This window comes from Alteromonas sp. AWQ4_252 (genome assembly GCF_056158205.1).
In genome coordinates, this window is the sequence record NZ_JBSWSV010000001.1 from 3,379,709 (window position 1) to 3,398,448 (window position 18,740).

The 18,740-nt window shown below is 44.8% G+C and carries 14 protein-coding genes; 7 read left to right on the forward strand and 7 right to left on the reverse strand.

The window, feature by feature from the left end:
- Window positions 1-6: 6 nt before the first annotated feature.
- The 5 genes from ACXACM_RS14885 to ACXACM_RS14905 all read right to left on the reverse strand — a co-directional run bounded on the left by ACXACM_RS14885 (window position 7) and on the right by ACXACM_RS14905 (window position 4,883).
- A complete protein-coding gene (locus ACXACM_RS14885; RefSeq protein ID WP_474822693.1) occupies window positions 7-2,445 on the reverse strand; it encodes an efflux RND transporter permease subunit in 2,439 nt (812 codons plus the stop codon).
- On the reverse strand, window positions 2,411-3,271 hold the full coding sequence (locus tag ACXACM_RS14890; protein WP_474822695.1) for an MlaA family lipoprotein: 861 nt from the start codon (window positions 3,269-3,271) through the stop codon (window positions 2,411-2,413). Before ACXACM_RS14890 ends, ACXACM_RS14885 begins: the two co-directional genes overlap by 35 nt.
- Window positions 3,258-3,599, reverse strand: coding sequence for a hypothetical protein (locus ACXACM_RS14895; protein WP_474822696.1), 342 nt, complete (start codon window positions 3,597-3,599; stop codon window positions 3,258-3,260). Before ACXACM_RS14895 ends, ACXACM_RS14890 begins: the two co-directional genes overlap by 14 nt.
- Window positions 3,600-3,790: 191 nt before the next feature.
- A complete protein-coding gene (locus ACXACM_RS14900; protein WP_474822697.1) occupies window positions 3,791-3,955 on the reverse strand; it encodes a hypothetical protein in 165 nt (54 codons plus the stop codon).
- Window positions 3,956-4,286: 331 nt separating this feature from the next.
- Window positions 4,287-4,883, reverse strand: coding sequence for a BON domain-containing protein (locus ACXACM_RS14905; RefSeq protein ID WP_474822699.1), 597 nt, complete (start codon window positions 4,881-4,883; stop codon window positions 4,287-4,289).
- Between the two features lie 244 nt (window positions 4,884-5,127).
- Here ACXACM_RS14905 and ACXACM_RS14910 point away from each other — a divergent pair, with 244 nt between their 5' ends.
- Complete coding sequence (locus ACXACM_RS14910; protein WP_474822700.1) at window positions 5,128-6,096, forward strand: endonuclease/exonuclease/phosphatase family protein; 969 nt, start codon at window positions 5,128-5,130, stop codon at window positions 6,094-6,096.
- A gap of 42 nt (window positions 6,097-6,138) precedes the next feature.
- Here the strand turns inward: ACXACM_RS14910 and ACXACM_RS14915 are convergent, their stop codons facing one another.
- A complete protein-coding gene (locus ACXACM_RS14915) occupies window positions 6,139-6,678 on the reverse strand; it encodes a hypothetical protein (protein WP_474822701.1) in 540 nt (179 codons plus the stop codon).
- Between the two features lie 340 nt (window positions 6,679-7,018).
- Between ACXACM_RS14915 and ACXACM_RS14920 the strand changes: the two genes are divergently transcribed.
- Genes ACXACM_RS14920 through ACXACM_RS14930 form a run of 3 tightly spaced genes read left to right on the forward strand, consistent with a single transcriptional unit; the run spans window position 7,019 to window position 10,724 of the window.
- Window positions 7,019-9,109: a TonB-dependent receptor gene (locus tag ACXACM_RS14920; RefSeq protein ID WP_474822702.1), complete on the forward strand. Its 2,091-nt coding sequence runs from the start codon at window positions 7,019-7,021 to the stop codon at window positions 9,107-9,109.
- 27 nt (window positions 9,110-9,136) lie between these two features.
- A complete protein-coding gene (locus ACXACM_RS14925; RefSeq protein WP_474822703.1) occupies window positions 9,137-10,207 on the forward strand; it encodes a sensor histidine kinase in 1,071 nt (356 codons plus the stop codon).
- On the forward strand, window positions 10,194-10,724 hold the full coding sequence (locus ACXACM_RS14930; protein WP_474822705.1) for a response regulator transcription factor: 531 nt from the start codon (window positions 10,194-10,196) through the stop codon (window positions 10,722-10,724). The genes ACXACM_RS14925 and ACXACM_RS14930 overlap by 14 nt, the downstream gene beginning before the upstream one ends.
- Here the strand turns inward: ACXACM_RS14930 and ACXACM_RS14935 are convergent.
- A complete protein-coding gene (locus ACXACM_RS14935; RefSeq protein WP_474822707.1) occupies window positions 10,701-13,562 on the reverse strand; it encodes a CHASE domain-containing protein in 2,862 nt (953 codons plus the stop codon). The two genes, ACXACM_RS14930 and ACXACM_RS14935, sit on opposite strands and share 24 nt — an antisense overlap.
- Before the next feature lie 381 nt (window positions 13,563-13,943).
- On the opposite strand from ACXACM_RS14935, the gene ACXACM_RS14940 reads away from it, so the two are divergent.
- The 3 genes from ACXACM_RS14940 to ACXACM_RS14950 all read left to right on the forward strand — a co-directional run bounded on the left by ACXACM_RS14940 (window position 13,944) and on the right by ACXACM_RS14950 (window position 18,711).
- The gene (locus ACXACM_RS14940) at window positions 13,944-15,260 is read left to right on the forward strand and encodes a methyl-accepting chemotaxis protein (protein ID WP_474822708.1); all 1,317 of its coding nucleotides are present in this window, start codon (window positions 13,944-13,946) and stop codon (window positions 15,258-15,260) included.
- A gap of 903 nt (window positions 15,261-16,163) precedes the next feature.
- Window positions 16,164-17,984 carry a copper resistance system multicopper oxidase gene (locus ACXACM_RS14945; RefSeq protein ID WP_474822709.1) on the forward strand — a complete coding sequence of 607 codons (1,821 nt, stop codon included), beginning with the start codon at window positions 16,164-16,166 and terminating at the stop codon, window positions 17,982-17,984.
- Entirely contained in the window at window positions 17,977-18,711 is a 735-nt protein-coding gene (locus ACXACM_RS14950) for a copper resistance protein B (RefSeq protein ID WP_474822711.1), read from the forward strand. Before ACXACM_RS14945 ends, ACXACM_RS14950 begins: the two co-directional genes overlap by 8 nt.
- The last annotated feature ends 29 nt before the right edge of the window (window positions 18,712-18,740 follow it).

An 18,740-nucleotide genomic window follows, 5' to 3' on the forward strand; every position in this document is an offset into this window, starting at 1 on the left:
GGCGCCTTAGTTCTTAACGAAACGATTGAGCAATGCTGGAAGCAACGTCAAATCGTTGAACAAAGCCATCATCATAGCAAGTGCGGTCAACAAACCAAAATAAACACTGGGTATGAAATCAGAGAAACCAAAAAGCGAAAAGCCTGTTGAAACAATAATTGAAGTAAACAATATTGCCAGGCCTGAATGATTAAATGCCGCGCGACTACCCGCCTCAACAGGGGTCATCTGATCATGGCTTTCGGACATTCCCCTCAGGTAACTATCGACAAAATGAATAGTGTCATCAATGGCGATCCCCATGGCAATGGCTGCAATAGTAATCGTCATAATATCCAGTGGAATTCCCAACCAACCGATTACACCAAGGATGCCTAAAGTAGTAAGGATGTTCGGAATTAACGCGATAAAGGCTACTTTTAGAGAACGAAAAATCAAAAACATCACTGCAGCAAGTACAAGGTACACCAGCCCCAGCGTTTTTATTTGCGAATCAAACAGACGACTGAGAATATCCTGATATAAAACAAATAAGTTTGTCAGTGTGTACTGCTCTTCAGTTAAACCAACAGCTTTGAGATCCTGATGGATCAGTGTCATTAGACGTTGTCTGTCCAGGTCTTCTGTGGTGTCCTGAATGCGTGTTGCGATACGAAATTTACCGTCATCTGCAGAGAAATAAGCTCCCACCAATTGGTTGGCGACCCGTTGATCTAACAAATGATAGATTGTTGTTAGCTCGAATTCAGTTAACGGCTTTCCATCGTTTAGTGATTTGGCCAATTCAGTGAGATTGACCACCGAAGTGATACTTCCTGTGGCGTCAAAAGCTTTAATAGCAGCCTGAACGAGTTGCAACTGTCCAACTTGTTGAGCATCTAATAAAAGTTCTTGCGACGCAGGCGACTCCGCATCAACGATAATATCCAGAGCCGTAGAACCGCCGAAATCCTTGTCGATAAACGCAAGTTCCTTGTAGACACGGGTATCTTTAGCAAAGTAGTTAATAAAGGAGTTTTCTACGTTCAATTTGCTAATTCCAGCGGTAAGGCCAATAAATAATATGACCACAGCAAGAGCCACAGGTATGGGTGAAGCCAATGTCAAACGGCGGAGTTTATTTAACCCGTGGGTAATAAAACCATAATCGGGAGTTTCTTTCGTAGCTGGTAAAAAAGAAAGCGCTGCTGGGAAAAGTAATAAGCTCACCGCCATTGTGATAAGCATGGCCGACAGCATCATCCATCCAAAAGCAACCACTGGTTGCAAACCTGAGAAGATCAAAGCGCCAAAGCCCACGGATGTGGTTAGCGTTGCGTAAAAACAAGGTGCTAGTTTTTTCTCAAGCGTGATAACAATGCGTTCGGCTTGGGTGATTTCAGGACTTTTTCTTGCAATCTCCCTGTACTGCCCGATGAGGTGAATCATCACCGCCAGTGTCAGAATAAGTTGTAAAGCAATGAAGTTTGCCGAAATTACAGTAGTGCGCATATCCAGAAGACCAAAAAGCCCCATTGTCATACCAACACTGACGGCACAAGCCAAGGCCGGAAATAGCATCCACTTCAAAGAGCGGTACAACAACAAAAGGAGAAGCAGGATGACAGCGGCAATCGCCAGGCCAAATCGGAAAAGATCCGATTTTATGATATCTATCAGGTGTTGCCCCACCACATAAGCCCCACCCAGATATGTACTCGCTCTATCAGAAACAGATTCGCTAATACTGGTAATGCGTTCAATTTCTCTTTTTCGGGTTTCAGTCAACGCTTGGCGCAATGGATCTGCCTGTTGTTGCAGGGCCGCAATGTCTTTTTCGTCTCTTTCGGTTAATGATTCCCCAGTAAGAACCTTGCGTTGAATTTCAGTTATTTGCTTTTCCAAAGCCGTTAGTTCTGGTGAAGATTCAAATACAATTTGAATTGCCGTCGCTGTACTCTCGCGGTTTATCAGTAAATCAGTAAATATAGGGTGCCCTTCAATAAGAGACGCCATCTGCTGCGGGCTATACCGCTGTTGTTCCCAGGTGAGACTACTTATATCAGTATCACCAGACAACGCCCCTGCATCACTGATTAGCGGTACATTGAGTATAGATGTAACTGCACTTACCCGAGGGATCTGCTTTATCTCTTCAGCCAACATGGCGAGGTCGTCAAAGGTCTGATTGCTGAAAAGCTCATGCTGCTCTGGCTTGTAGGCGACTAAAATGAACTCATCCGGCGAGAATGTTTGATTAGCCACCTGAGTTTCAACATAAAGCCGATTGTTCTTCACCAACAACGTATCTGCCGAGGCGTCGATCTTAAACTGAGTTATGAAGCTGCCTAATCCCAATGCCGTCAATGCAAAGAAAATAATAATGAACCAGCGTTTGCTGACAATAAAATCTGCTATGCAGTGTACCCAATTACTGTTGCTCGCTGAGTTCGAAGAGTTCGTCACGTCGTTGCCCCTGAATATACTGATTACGGAAATAAATGTAGGGATCGTCAGCTTTGTCGTACAAGGTGCGATATGTGTCAGACTGCTGTGAAAAATCGTCGATGCCCTCACCTATTCTCAATTGATAGGTTTCAGGAGGCTGCGCAATATAGTTTACTGGGTGAACCAGGCCTTCTGTGAGTGTTGAAAAAGCCCCTCTGGGGTCGGCAGGCCCTAAAATAGGTAGTACCAGATAGGGTCCGGACCCAACATCATAATGCTGTAGCGTTGTAGCCAGTGTTTGCTTTTCAGGGCCTAACCCAAACCAGCTATCTGCCGGGTCAAATAGCCCGAGTAAGCCGATTGTGGAATTAATAAGAAAACGGCCCAGATTGTTTCCCGCTTTTCCGATTTCTCCAGTGAGTGCGTGGTTAACAAGATTGAGTGGCTCGCGAAGATTATCGAAGGCATTACCAATCTTGTCTCTGACCGGCGCGGGAACAACGTAGTTATACCCATCTGCAATGGGATGTAATGCGTATCGGTACGTCACATTGTTGAACTGAAACATGGCGCGATTAAAGCCTTCCCATGGATCGTGATAATAAGGCTCACCAGTGGAGGTTGTCCCATCTGCTACTGCTACGACAGTGGGTGAGACAGTTATTGTACCCTGACTGGTTGTGACAGACGCTGTTTCACCTTGCGTCAGTTTTTGAACGCCTGTTTTCCGCTCTTCTGTTTCTTCCACCGGAGCTTGTTCAATTTTGGTTGCTTCATCAGGTTGTGAGGCACATCCAGACAGAATAAGAAAACAGAAATACCAACAAATACTATAAGCCCGCATAGGTCCCACCTGTAGTAGATTGATGATGCGAGAGAATATTTTGTGCTCTTGCTAACGCATCATCTCGACTGTAATCCCAGTCGTTGTCGTCATACTTACGCGCAAGCGACAGGTAATGTTCAATTCTTTGTTTGCGTATTTGGTGGAACCTGTTTTGTGGTTCAAAATGAGCGGCTTGAACCGAGGAAACCATGGATGCTACGGGGTCCGGCTTACTTACTTGCGTTCTGTTAGATGCCTCACCTCTAACCGACTGCCCGGCAAACAGCAAGATAGCGCTGGCAACACAAATTAAAAATACAACAGAAACGCGAGAAAATAGTTTCATGACCTTGTCTCCGGGTTAAATACACCAAGACAAATGCACCATTCGTACCAATAAACGACCTTAAACAAAAACAATAAATCACTGTTTATTAGTAACTTTTTCCATCTCAAGCAGGAGTTAAGAAAGGTTATAAAAGGGAGGGGGTAAAATGGTAATGGCAGCAAGTAGATTTTGCTGCCCCACGCTAAGGATTAACCATTGCTTACTTTCAATTCTATTACTTTAGCAGATTGGTTTTTGCCGATAGACGTTGGTTTTTTGTATCTGTCGAACCAGTTATATACCGGTTGCCCATGTAACATTTTCTCGAACGCAGTTTCCGGTTGCGGACGGTGTTTTATTTTAAACAGTTTCATGTGTTTCCCTGTAATGAGTTAGGTGTTGAGCTTTCACTCTGATGACCAAACTTTCCGATAGTGTATATCACTCTGAATCACCCTACATTTGTACTTTAGGGTGATAGCCTAAAGATTTAATACTTAAACACTGACAACGAATAAAGATCACAATTCTAAGTGATCAATTGTGAAGTGCCAGGGAAGTCAGGATCCTCTCAGCGAGATACAAAATTAGTAAAATAATGCGCCAGAAAGGCCGCCCTGCTAGTTCGAACATATCATTGTCGAACAAATTATTATATTCTTTCACGAAAAAAGGCGCCTGAGGCGCCTTTTCAATATGTTATATCTATTCGCTTTTCATGGTGGTGCTGGTTTCAGTCACGGTGAGGTTGTTTTCCACATCCATAACATCACTAGCGCTTTTGGCAATCTCCACTGCCAAATCACGCTCGGCATCTGAGTCAACAGAACCAGTTAGAGTTACGTTGCCATTTTCAACGTCAACATCAATATCAAAACCAGAAATATCTGAATCCATGAGCAAGCGGGTTTTGATCACTGTTGCAATCTTAGCATCGGTGAGCTCACTTACTCCGTCCTCTGAGGACATTTCTTCGTCTTCCGCCATATTGCTGTCAGCGACAATAGTTAACTGATTATCAACCTCAGTTACTCCGTCGATGTTAGCAATAAGCTCCTCTGCCAACTTTTTGTCTACAGAATTCTCAACTTTACCCGTTAAGATCACTTTGCCTCGTTGAACATCAGTATTGATGTCGAAAGAGTTAAGGTTACCGTTAAACAGTAAAGTCGCTTCGGCTTTACCGTCAATCCAAGCATCTTTTGCGCCCGCTTCCCACTTGTTCTCAGTCTCCATGGATCCTGCATAAGCGGAAGTGGTTAATGTACCAGCTACTAACAAAGATAAAATTGTACGTTTCATAACTAGCTCTCCTTTATTGAAAATGCATGAGAACTAATGCCATCTTCGTGCCACAAGCCTAAACAACTGTTTTATAATGAAATTATGAAAGATTACGTGAGTTGAGTTCAGTGGTAATGTGCAAACTTTGCGGGAAGCCCGGTATTTTTTACCCATGCTAAATTAATCGTTATAAGTGATCGTTTCATTGCTTTTCGTGTTATAGATGAATGTCATTGAAACCAGGAAACAACAAGGCCTCACTATGCTTGCAGTATTGCTTTTACTCTCTGCACTGCTTCTTTTCACAACAGTATGCCCTCATATTCCAGGAAAACACTGGCTTATCAGGGTGTGGGAATTTCCTCGTCTGCAACAAACTGCAGGCATCGGTCTGCTAATATTGTGGTGGTGCTGGTATTACCCTTCACACATAACGTTGGCGCTGAGTATGCAAGTGCTTCTGTTAGCAGCATGCATCTATCAATTGCTTTGGATCCTTCCTTACACCCCAATTTGGCGAGCAGAGGTACCGAAACAAACGGCGGTGGATGAAATAAATACTATTAGCCTGTTAACCAGCAATGTATATATGCACAACAGCCATTATCAGGGTTTAATTAAACTCATTTCTCGTTACCAGCCAGATATCATTGTTACCCTCGAATCGGACAAACACTGGGAACGTGCGCTGTACACCATTCACGATGACTATCCGTACCGACTGGCATGCCCACTGGACAATTTATATGGCATGCACATGTACAGCAAATTCCCACTCTCAGAAACAGATATTCAATTCCGGGTAAAAGACGGTATCCCTTCTATGGATGCTACCATTACGCTGGCATCCCAAACAGTGAAACTGTACTTTGTTCATCCTGAGCCTCCCAGTCCAACCGAAGCGACAACGGCCAAACCAAGAGATAAAGAGCTTACATTAGTAGCCAAAGAAGTTTCAGAATTAGAAGTACCCTATATTGTTACCGGTGATTTGAACGATGTGGCGTGGTCAGCTACAACTCGCCTCTTTAAAAAGATAAGTGGCGCTAAAGACCCACGCATAGGAAGAGGGTTTTTCAATACATTCCATGCCAAATCACGCTGGGTTCGCTGGCCGCTGGATCACGTTTTCCACAGTGAACATTTTAATTTAGTGGAGATCAAGCGTTTGCCCGGCTATGGATCAGACCATTTCCCCTTGTTCACCAAGCTGGTTTTAAAAGATATCTGACCAAACCTCACATAAAGCGAAATTAAGTGCAAAACGAGATAGTTATGTCAATGACAACGCCGTGCGAATTTTTCTACAGGCTTTGTCCCGGGAAATAAAATGCGCCAGCGCAAGTAACCGGTCTTCCCTGGGCCACACCGCCTGATTCAGCGTACGTTTATCTTCTTCATTAAGCCTCGCGGTATCCAACATAAGCGCAATGGCCTTTTTGTTAGGTTTGATTAGTGCAGGTTCAACACTCGTAATTAAAGAGAAAGGTACGCAAATAAACTCCCGCTTCTGCGGGTCCCGAACCACGTATATTTCTTCTTCCACTGACAGAACCGACGGCCACCCTTCTGCAATTCTGCTTTGTGCGAACATGGCGAGCGTGAAAGCGATGAGCGTACCGAAAACAGTGAGCACGAAGGTTTGGCTGAGATCCGGCGCCATAACAACGATTATGGCTACGATAATAGAAAACAAAGACCACGCTGCAAAAACCCGACGCATTGCCTTGGGGCTTATACCGGAAAAAATGGTTGCTTGTTTCAATTGCAACTTATCGAGAATTTTAATTTGAACCTGATTCAATGAAGACACGACACTAGACCTAATGAATACGATAAAGATAAAAACAGAACAAGACAGAGCGCTAATCAATAACACTTTTAGTATGACACGAATTCTTGTGATATTCGCATATTAATTAAATTTATTATTTGTATAAGACCTGAAGATTACCTGATTAATTTCAATACCTTTTAGACATTTAATAAAACTAATCTAAACAACTAAAAGAATATCACAGGCTCCACAAAGCACTACCTGCTTTTTTATAACGGGCACTCAAGTGCACTTCCAAGTGCGACAATTTGTCACATGTTACTCATACCCAGCACTATATAAACTACGAGCGCAATTAATAGTCAGGTAATCTATTTTGAAATACAGTTCACTTTCGCTCGTCCTTTTCTGCGACTTACTCATCAGCGCGCCACTTTCCGCCAACAATGATCCTGTCGAAACAATCACCGTCACATCTCACTCCATGACAAATTCAAATTCAAAAGCCGTCCAAGAGCGTCTTGCTGAACTTGGAGTGGGGTTTTCTCAGGCGGGAGGTGTGTCCGCCCTACCAGTAATGAATGGCATGATGGGCGACCGCATTCAGTTGCTTACTGACGGAGCTCCCATTACTGCTGCTTGTGGCAACCAAATGAATCCGCCATTATCTTACGTATCGTCAAATCAGATCACAGGGATTAGTGCTATTCCAGGCATTTCTCCGGTCAGCAGCGGCGGGGACAACATTGCCGGAGTAATAGAAGTGTCGACACTTGACGGTAGCTTTTCTGATTCAGATGCATTTCAAATACAAGATGGCAGTATTGGCTACCTTTATTCGGGTAACGGGCAAGGCCAGCGAATTCATGGCAACGCAACACTGGCAAGTGATCAATGGTATGTGCGCTACAGTGGTGTATCTGTTAAATCCGAAAGTTACGATGATGGCCGCGGTAACAAAGTATTAGACACTTTATATAAATCTACGAATCACGGCATTTTCGTTGGCTATCAGGATAGCCAACAAAGGCTTCAATTCAAAATTACCCGTCAATCTATCCCCTATCAAGGCTTTCCAAATCAGTACATGGATATGACTGATAATAAAAGTGTAGGCGTCCTAACACGCTATGAACGACAATTCGAAGGCGCATCTTTAGACAGTACATTCAGCATACTCAATGTCGACCATGAAATGGTTTTTTTCAGCGAAGAAAAAACCGGAACCATGCCTATGAATACTGACAGTCAGGATCTAACGGCGAAATTGAAATGGGAACTCCCGGATATCTATAACGGCACCCTGCTCTTAGGTCAGGAATGGTATAGGAACACACTCGACGATTGGTGGCCAGCGGTTGAGGGTTCAATGATGATGGGACCCAATGACTACGTTAATATCAATGACGGCAAACGTCAGCGATGGGCAGCCTATATAGATTGGTTATCAGCTCAAGAACAACGATGGACATACCGCCTTGGAAGCAGGCTGGAACGCGTCAGTACTAACGCAGGTGACGTCCAGGCCTACCAGAATGCAGATATCAGTATGGGCATGAATAACGCCATGATGAGCAATAATGTTGCTGCAGCGGCGGCCTTCAACAACGCCAGCAGAAAGCAGGTTGACTGGTTGCTTGACGTATCTCTAGCTGCAACGCTAACAATAACGCCTGATCAACACTTCGTTTTAGGTATTGCCCGTAAAAACCGCGCTCCGAATTTGTATGAGCGTTACAGTTGGGGTACAAGTGCAATGGCCACGTCAATGATAGGCTGGTTTGGTGACGGGAATGGATACATTGGCAACATCAATTTAAAGCCAGAAACCGCTTACACGGCCTCATTTGCCTGGCAACTGAAAAGTGACAATTGGCAAGGTAACGTTGACGGCTGGTTCACTCATGCAGACAACTTTATTGACGGCACTATTACCGGCACCATCAACAGAACAGGTACTTCCCAAGGCGAGCGCAATGTCCTGACCTTCACTAACCTTGATGCCCGCTTGTACGGCCTAAACGTCGACGTATCCCGAATGCTTATGAAGAAAAATGGTCACCAACTCACCGTTTCCAATGCCTTTTCATGGCAACAAGGCGAACGGCAAAACAGTGATGAAAATTTGTACCAAATATTGCCTGTGCAAAACAGGCTAAGCTTCACTTACGCCTATCAACAACTCAGTGCATCACTAGAATGGCAGTGGGTTGGGAATAAGCATGACGTAGATAGCCGCCGTCTTGAAAACCCTACTGATAGCTATTCATTGCTCAATGTTACTACGGGTTACCGGTGGTATAACGTTGACTTTCAGTTTAACATTCACAACTTGTTGAATGAATACTATGCCCTGCCCTTAGGTGGCGTTAGTATTGCTGAATTTAACGCCGCCCCCGACAACGGCTTTACCCAACTTGCCGGTGCTGGACGCTCTGTTGATATCGGCTTATCAGTGGCGTTTTGATGGCGCCACTTTGCACAGGTTTGTATATTGTTACTGTTACTCGTTATATTATTTAACCGTGAAAAGCCACTTACCTGGTGGCTTACTTTTGTTTTTATCGCGGCTGAAATCATAGCGCTTAATTTACTCATTACTCAATTTGGTGCTGCCACTAACCCCTTCGCTATCATATTACTGGTTCCCCTCGTTATTGGTTTGGCGTTGTTGCCCCTTTATCCCGCAGCACTCACACTTTTAATGAGTATTGCGCTACAGCTATTTCAACTTGCAAATGACACTGTGCCCCCCCACCATTCTATGGCTCAACACGCCGCCTCGATGGTGTGGGGGTTTGTCATGACAAGCATCCTGCTAGCCGCAGTCATTACCTATTTCCGGTGGCAACTTGCTAAACGGGAGGGAAGCCTGAGACAATTGCGAGAGAAGCAACTGCGTGATGAACAACTTTTGGCCATAGGCACCGCTGCAGCACAGCTCACTCACGACACGGCCACGCCGGTTCAAACATTGACTTTACTTTTTGAAGAGTTTTTCGACACCCGTGATATGGCTTGTATTGAAGAGGCAAATGAACAAATCCTGCTTATGTCTAAGGCGCTGTCTCAATGGCGAGACATTGCAAACGACGTTAGGGAAAAAAAGACCACGCAATACAGCAGTAATAAATTACTCGATGCGTTGAAGCACACTTTGGCCCTCGCCAGGCCTGAGGCTCAGATTTTATGGAAAACTGATGTTCAGGAGGTTTCGCTAACAGCGGATCGCACACTGCTGCCCGCACTGAGCAATATTATTGTAAATGCGTGTGAAGCACGCCCAGAGGGAAATGAGCATAAGGTAACCGTGCACACTTCGGTTTGTGGCGATTTTTGGACGATGTGTGTAGATAACCCTTTGCTGGAAAACAACCATGATTTTATTCAAGAGTTGGGAACACAATTTATGACCAGTAAAAAGGGCTACGGTATAGGTGCCGCGTTGAGTAACGCGACTATCGAGAGACTCAATGGAACAGTGTCCTGGCAGCAGATTGAGTGCGCGTCTGGAGCTCCACACATTCAAACAACAGTTTCGCTACCTACAGATGATGACAGATAGCATTATAATTATTGACGATGACCCTCGGTTTTCAGCGGTACTAGCCAGGCGCTTTACAAAAGAAATGGGTTGTGAGGTTCGTTGTTTTACAAGTGCAGAAGCTGCATTACTTGAACCTGAACAAATCGTCTTTTGTCTCCTGCTGGACATGATGCTTGAAAGCAATGAAGTGGGCCTGAATTACATTGAAGCACTCAAAGCACGTTATAAACCCACACATTTAATTATGATGACAGGCTATGCCAGCATCCCAACCACCGTTGAAGCCATAAAAAAAGGGGCGACAGATTATCTTACCAAGCCAGTGACCTTTGCTACACTTCACAAAAAATTGTTCAGTGTTGCCCCGGCATCACACGATGCACTAAAACCTATGACGCCTGCACAAGCTGAATGGGAGCATATTCAACGCATTCTCCACGATAACCAGGGTAATATTTCAGCCACAGCTAAAGAGTTGGGCATGCATCGTCGTACATTGCAAAGAAAACTATTAAAGTTGTCGCCCAATCGCTAGCCATTTAGCGATAATATCTCGTAAGTCGTTTTGTCTGCAGGGTTTACTGAGGTGGTCGTTCATGCCACACGCTAGCGCCTTTTGTTTATCTTCCACCATAGCTGCGGCCGTGAGTGCGATGATAGGTGTTCGATATCCAAGGGCACGAATTTGTCGGGTAGCTTCATAACCATCCATAACCGGCATCTGAATATCCATTAAGACGATATCAAAGTGATGACGGCGAACGTCACCTACTGCTAATGCCCCATTCTCGGCCAGTGAAACCGACAAACCAAGAAGCTGTAGTTGTTCGCTGATGACTTCCTGATTGATGTCGTTATCCTCAACCAGCAACACCTGACCGTGTAATTGCTGCGCTTCTACTTTCTTAACACTGGCATATATGTGACGATAGTGTTCAATCTCTTCCTTGAGTGCCAGTTTAACAGGCAAGTAGACGGTAAATGTTGTTCCATGCCCTTCAGTACTCTCAACCTCAATTCTACCTTTCAAAGCTTCAACCAGCCGAAAGCATATCGCCATGCCAAGACCTGTGCCTCCGTACTTACGACTAGTGGAAGAATCAGCCTGAGTAAATGGGTTGAACACTGTATCCAGTTGAGAAGCCGACATTCCTATACCCGTGTCTTCGACTGACACTATAACTTCACCCGCGCCTTTTGAGGTGTTTGTAAAACGGCTGTTAAATATTACTTCGCCTTGATTGGTAAATTTCACTGCATTGCTCAGCAAGTTCATTAAAATCTGTTTCATTCGCAGAGAATCACCAACAAACCAGAGTCGCATTCCGGCTTCAAAGCGAAAAGTAAGGACCACTCCTTTGCCCTTAGCTTGCTCAAGAAACAAGTCTCGCAGTTGGTCCACCACATCTCTGAAGGAAAACACACTTTCATCCAGGGTAAGTTTATTTGCTTCAATTTTTGAAAAGTCGAGGATGTCGTTAATAATGGCGAGTAATAATTCTCCCGAGTGATTTATCTTGTTAAATTTATCCATAAATATATCTGGCGGCGATTGGCTGATCCCCAAACGGCTCAAACCCAAAATCGCATTTAACGGCGTGCGAATTTCATGACTCATGTTAGCCAAAAATTCACTTTTTGCCCGATTTGACTGCTCGGCCTCTTTAACGGCTTCTGCTTGCGCTTTTTCAGAGTTAACTAACCGCTCGTTTGCCTTGGTCAAGTCTAGCGTTCGGGTTTTAACCTGATATTCAATTTCGTCAGTGTGTCCCGCCATAATTAGCACAAGCCACCCTAAAAGCCCGGCAAATAAACAGGCGCCTGCGAGCAACAAATGTACCGCCCAAGGCTGATACAAAAAGCTCGAACGATTCACTTGCATAAGTTGCCAATAGTGCCCACCCACAGGAATACGCCGCTCCTCAATTAACGTAAAATCATTAGAAGAAGGAGATACTTTATCTCTACTTTGCTGCCACATCGAAACGAGCGCGTTTGCCTCGTGTAAAGATAAATTCCGGGAGTACATAATAGCTTTTTCGCCTTCTGCCTCTGGCGAGAACAGTAGCACACCGGTTTTAGCTAAAAGGCTTTCGTTAAAAGCTCTTTCCACCAAATCAGTCATTAAGATTATCGCAGTAGCAAACCCGGAATGGAGTGACTGGGGAAGTTGCCCTGCTGGTTGAAATAAAAGTACGCCAGGCTGTTCCTGGCGGTCTTGTACCAAAGCGATGGGCACAGTGGGAAACATTTCATGAGAATGCCATGCTTTTTCTAAAGCGCGGCGACGAAGGGGATGGGAAAAAACATCGAGCCCCAAAGCTCGCTCGTTACCGGCAAGAGGTTCAACAAAAGTCACAATGACATGTGACTCGGCTGGCTTCACCGGAACGATATCACCATTTCTGTCAAAGCTACGAACAGAAAAATTTGCAGTCTTAAGTTGCTCATATACTGCTGTATACTTTGCCTCAAAGGCATGTAAATCTTTGCCTTCAATGCGCTCATTCCAAGACAAACCTGCAAGCGCTGAATTTCTTGCCAGCAATGTACTACTGAATAAATTAAATTCATCTGGTGTTACGTCTTCCTGAATCCGGATAAAACCAGACACGCTTAGCAATACATCACCAATTTTGTCAATCTGCGCAACTAGTGCATTTTCAAGCACATCCGTATTTACCCTGAGTTCTTCACGATGTTTTTCCCGTTCCGTATTAGTTACCATGATGCCCAACAATGCAGTACAAAGAGTAATTGTGAATAAGGCGTAAAGCACCAAGCGTCCTTTTGCCACGTTCAGCGCCGCGTTTTTTGGCGTTAGTACTAACAACCAGGGCACAGCGAACACTACGCCAATAGCGTCGCCCACGTACCAACTAATCCAATTCCTTACCCAGGCCTCGTAAGACAATACGCCCTGGAACCAAAGAAAAATATTGCTAATAGTGGCGTTTGTTAACGTACTTAACCCAGCGCCAAAAAGAAGGAACCTTGCAACAATACCCGGGCGGGCTAAATTAAGGGGCCCCGTTATTGCGGCAGAGACGAGCACCCTTCCTACAGCAGCCTGAAGTGCAGCAAAAAGCCCCATTGCTGCTGAATCAATCAGGGAGAAATCAGTATTGAGGTAGTTTGAAGACATAATTACGTTTAGCACAGAAGCACCCAGGATAATACCGGGTAATGCTAAGTACCCTCTTACCAGCGCGGCTAACAGAGCCAAGCCGGCGGAAGGCCACACTACTGTGGCGTATCCGGGCGGGATTGCAGCCCAAAAGCTCATCAGCCCCAGCAGAATATACCCGGTTGCCAGTATCAGCGTAAAAGGAAGAAAACCGGAAGACATGCGGTGCATTACTGACGCCGACAAATTAGCACTCCTAATGTTTGTTTTGTCTAGGCAAAAAGCCTTTATTAGCTTAATCATAGCCTATCTGACTTAATAACCTGATGGAATCAACACTAAATTTATATTTTAAGTCTATAAAAAGACGAACATTGAGTCGGTTGACGTGCCAAAAGCGGATTGAACTCATGCAGTGTTACTTATGCCCATAATACCTTTAACAATAAATAGCATACGTAATACACTTATGCTGAAACTAGTCTACGCTGTAATATGAATGCATGGCTACCAGTGACAGGCATTAGGCGTTGGCCTTGCCTGACTCCGGCAGTCATTTGGTTTAAGGCAAGTGAGACGTCTGCCGATATTACCTATATAACTTATATAACCTTCAGGGAAGGCTAAATGTTTAATAGACACTTGATCAAAGAAAACGAAACGCTTCGCGAGGAATTACATATACTCAAACAGGTGCGTGACGGTTTGCGGGAAGAGATGATTTTTCTGCGCCTGAACGAACGAGGTGAGATTGACGAAGTCAACGAGATGTTTGAAAAAGAGCTTGGCTATACATTTTCTCAAGTAAAAGGCCATCCCTTTTTCGAATTTGTACCACAGATAGCGAGAAACACCCCGCATTTTAAAAAATTAAAAGACGCCATTGATAACCGTATCCATTATTGGGGTGCCATTGAATTTCTGCGTGAAAACGGCGAAGAAGCATGGCTTCGGGGCGTGGTTGAGCCAATTTTTGATAGTAAGGGCCGGATACATAAATACTCGGTAAACCTGAACGATTTAACCCGAACCATCGCAAAGTCAAAGGAACACGAAGATTTGGTGGCCGCGCTGCACAAATCCAATGCAGCCATTGAATTTGATCTCAATGGGATAATACAAGATGCAAACGAAGCCTTTCTGCAAACCGTTAAATATAATCTGAAAGATATTAAGGGTAAGCATCATCGAATTTTCTGTGATACTGAGTATGCAAACTCCAGCGAGTACAAACAATTCTGGGACCGGCTAGCCCGCGGTGAGTTTGTTGCAGGTCGGTTTGAGCGATTTGATGCACACGGTAACAGCTTTTGGCTAGAAGCGACTTATAACCCAATATGCGATTCACATGGACGTATGTACAAAGTCGTCAAACTCGCAACAGATATTACAGAGCAAGTAGCAAGAGAAAATGCAATATCTACCGCCGCAGACATCGCCTTTCGCTCTTCAAATAATACAGACCAAATCGCCTCAAGAGGCACTGAAGTGATTAAAGAATTATTGTCTGAAATGTCGTCATTATCTCAACAAATGGATCGTGCGAAAGAAGGTATTAATGCCCTTGATGCTCAGTCTCAGCAAATTGCAACTATTATTGGAAGTATTAGTGCCATTGCAGAACAAACCAATCTACTCGCCTTAAACGCGGCTATAGAAGCTGCTCGCGCTGGAGATCAGGGAAGAGGCTTTGCCGTTGTCGCAGATGAAGTTCGCCAGTTAGCGTCACGAACCACAGAAGCAACAGAAGAAATTATAAACGTGGTAAAACACAATCAAAGTCTAGCGAGCGATGCGGTTAACCTGGTGAACGAAGGCGACGAAAAAGCCCAGTCAGGGCTAAACTACGCTAGAGAAGCCGGCGAAGTCATCGAGCAGATCCAAGACGGTGCCAAAGAAGTTGTTGATGCTGTTGGGCAATTTAGCAACCAATTGAGCACATAAACTAACAGACCTTGTTCAGAGAACAACGCGAGTTAATGGCTCACTTCACACTGTGCAATCTGACTTTTTAAAAGTCAGATCCGCCCCAAGGTTAAGAAGTGTTTTTTGCAGCTGCAGGTTTATTTATCACAACCTGCGCTGAACTTTTTCCCTTTATAGTATAAAGATAAGCACAGTTGAAAAAAATGCGCCTTTGAAACCCTAAAACGTCACTGGTTATAGGTTAATAACCAAATTGAGCTCTACCATTAAAAGAACCATCAGTCCGGCTGCAAAGCAATATAGTACAGGGTCTGTAAGTACATTTTGAACATACTGCTTACATTTATGAATTGAATGAAACATAAAAACCTCTCCGCTAATACATCACGAATATTACCACTCATTAACAAAATATAAACATTATTCTTTAGTTTGCAATTTTTACAGCTCATTGTCGCGACTTGTCAATACCGGTAATTTGCAATATTCTTCATGTGTCTTTTGAATCGTGGTATGAAATGAAAAACGTCTTTTTTCTTCTCATTGTACTTTTGTGTGTTTTCGGCAGTCAGTCCATAGCAGCTCGTAGCATTGCTGTTGGCACGGGTATACACGACCACAACAAAAGCCACAATTCTACACCCCACGCTCATCATGATCACGTGCCATCAAAGACTGACAACACCCGTTGTTGTGCTGAACAATGTGAATGTGGTTCCGTTTCATGCAACGGACAAACTAGCGCCGCACTAATTCACCAACAAGTATTGTTAACCAACATCGCCCCATCCTTGATATGGCAACAGCCCTATCCAAGTCCAAAACACCTCACATTCCCCCTCTACCGCCCGCCCAAATTATCCTGACACACCTCTTGCCACTTGTTGGCATACAATTTTTTTAAATCTCAGAGGATTTGTCATGACTATTTCGTCCATCTCCAGACGGCATTTTGTTTTTGGTGCAACGTCTGTAGCGTCCGCATACTCTCTTATGCAGGTAATGCCTGCATGGGCAACAACAAACGGCTATACCCGAACACGCCCTGATGAGCTTGCTCCTGTACTGCTCGATATTGATCGTACCACCCGTCAGTTTGGTGATAAAACCGGGCCAGCTTTCACTATCAATGGGCAGATGCCGGGGCCCCTTCTTCGTTTTAAAGAAGGCCAGCGCGCCACAATTCATGTGAATAACAACTTAAAAGAGGATACGTCAATCCATTGGCATGGCATTATTCTCCCTGCCAATATGGACGGTGTACCAGGACTTTCTTTCGCCGGCATAAAACCAGACTCCCGGTTTACCTATGAATTTGACATCAAGCAGTCTGGTACTTACTGGTACCACAGTCACTCAGGCTTGCAAGAACAACTAGGGCATCTTGGCCCCTTGGTTATCATGCCCGAAGACGGAGACATTCAGGCCGACCGCGAACATACGCTGTTACTTTCTGACTGGACATTTGAAAACCCTCACGAAATATACAGAAACCTAAAAGTGGCAGAAGGTTACTACAACTATCAAAAACGTACGTTGTTTGACACCCTTGACGACATAGACAAAAAAGGGCTCGGGGAAACAATTTCCGAGCGCAGTATGTGGAATAAAATGCGCATGGATCCCCGGGACATCGCTGATGTCAGCGCCAGCACCTATACCTACCTCATGAATGGACATGATGCCTTCATGAATTGGCAGGCTTTGTACAAACCGGGTGAAAAAGTCAGGCTCCGATTAATCAACGGATCAGCTATGTCGTATTTTGACTTCCGCATTCCAGGTTTGGTTATGACAGTGGTAGCCGCCGACGGACAACCAGTTAAACCTGTAATAGTAGATGAAATTCGTATCGCCATTGCGGAAAGCTACGATGTTATCGTCGAGCCCAAGGCCAATAAGGCCTACACCTTGTTCGCAGAAAGTGCCGACCGTAGCGGCTTCGTACGCGGCACGCTGACATCTGCACCTGGTAAAACATCGCCTGTACCTGCTCAACGCACCATCACTGAACGTGGTATGAGCGCGATGGGAATGCACCACGGTAGCCATAGCAGCATGCCCTCCGCCTCGAAAACACCGGTTTCTCAGGAACCTGACAAACACAATCATGGCATGATGCATCACCACGGACACATGACTGATGAATCGTCTAAACCGGCTACTCCGCCGGTAGATAAAATTAGTGTTGTTCACGGGCCGGAAGGCCATGGCCCTGGCGCAGCAATGATCAATAACCATAGCCGCTCACGCTTAAATGAACCAGGCATTGGTTTAGAAAATAACGGACGGAAAGTCTTGCTGTATACTGACCTTGTCGCCACAAAACCCTGGCCCGACACGCGTCCACCGTCCCGCACGATAGAGCTCCATTTAACTGGTAATATGCAGCGATATATGTGGTCTTTTGACGGCGTTAAGTTCAGCGAAGTGGATGGCCCAATAACATTCGCCCACAATGAACGCCTGCGGTTGTTACTGGTCAACGACACCATGATGGACCACCCCATCCATCTACACGGGATGTGGATGGAATTGGAAAATGGTCAGAACCCGCCCCCGAGAAAACACACCATATCACTCAAGCCTGGCGAAAAAACGTCCTTGCTAGTTACCGCAGATGCTGTGGGTGACTGGGCGTTTCATTGCCATTTACTGTATCACATGAAAGCCGGGATGTTCCGTGTCGTACAGGTTAAGCCCAAAGCGCATAATTCTCACGGAGGGCATCATCATGGGTAAATGGAGTTTTCTGTGTTATTTCCTTAGTTTTTCAGTGTTGGCTGAATCAAAAGCTGATTGGCCTATGCCAATGAAGACCATGTACGTAGGTCAAGTTATGATAGAACAGCTTGAGATGGCACAAACAACATCAGGAGACACAGCTCTTAACTGGGATACGACAAGTTGGTATGGAGGCGACTATCATCGTGTTGTAGTGCGAAGTGAAGGAGAAAAGACTTTTTATGGTGACCAAGCCTGGCATTTGGAACGAACCGATATTAGCTACAGCTATTTATTTTCTTCGTTTTGGTCGGTACAAGGAGGTATGGGTGTAAAAGGTCAGTTGTCATCTGATTCTACCCGGGAACATTATGGCGTTATTTCTGTAACCGGTCTGGCACCATACTGGTTCGAGGTAGACTCCAGCATACTCATCAATGAGCGGGGAAAGATTCAATGGATGTCTGAAGTTGAATACGCCTTTTTGCTGTCGCAAACCAGTTACCTTCAGCCCAGGATAACAATGACAGTAAACTTATCGGATGATATTAACGCTGGCAGAGTCAGCGGCATGGACTCGCTGCAAATAGGCTTGCGATACCGCCGGGAAATTAGTCGTGAATTTGCACCTTACGCCGGAATATACTGGCAAAAGCAACAAACCGTTCAGTCTGTTGAAGACGCCTGGCAGAAAACAACACAAACTGAACTCAACCTGGTCATAGGCGTGCAAATGTGGTTTTAACGCACTGGCTATCACTGGTATGTCCCATA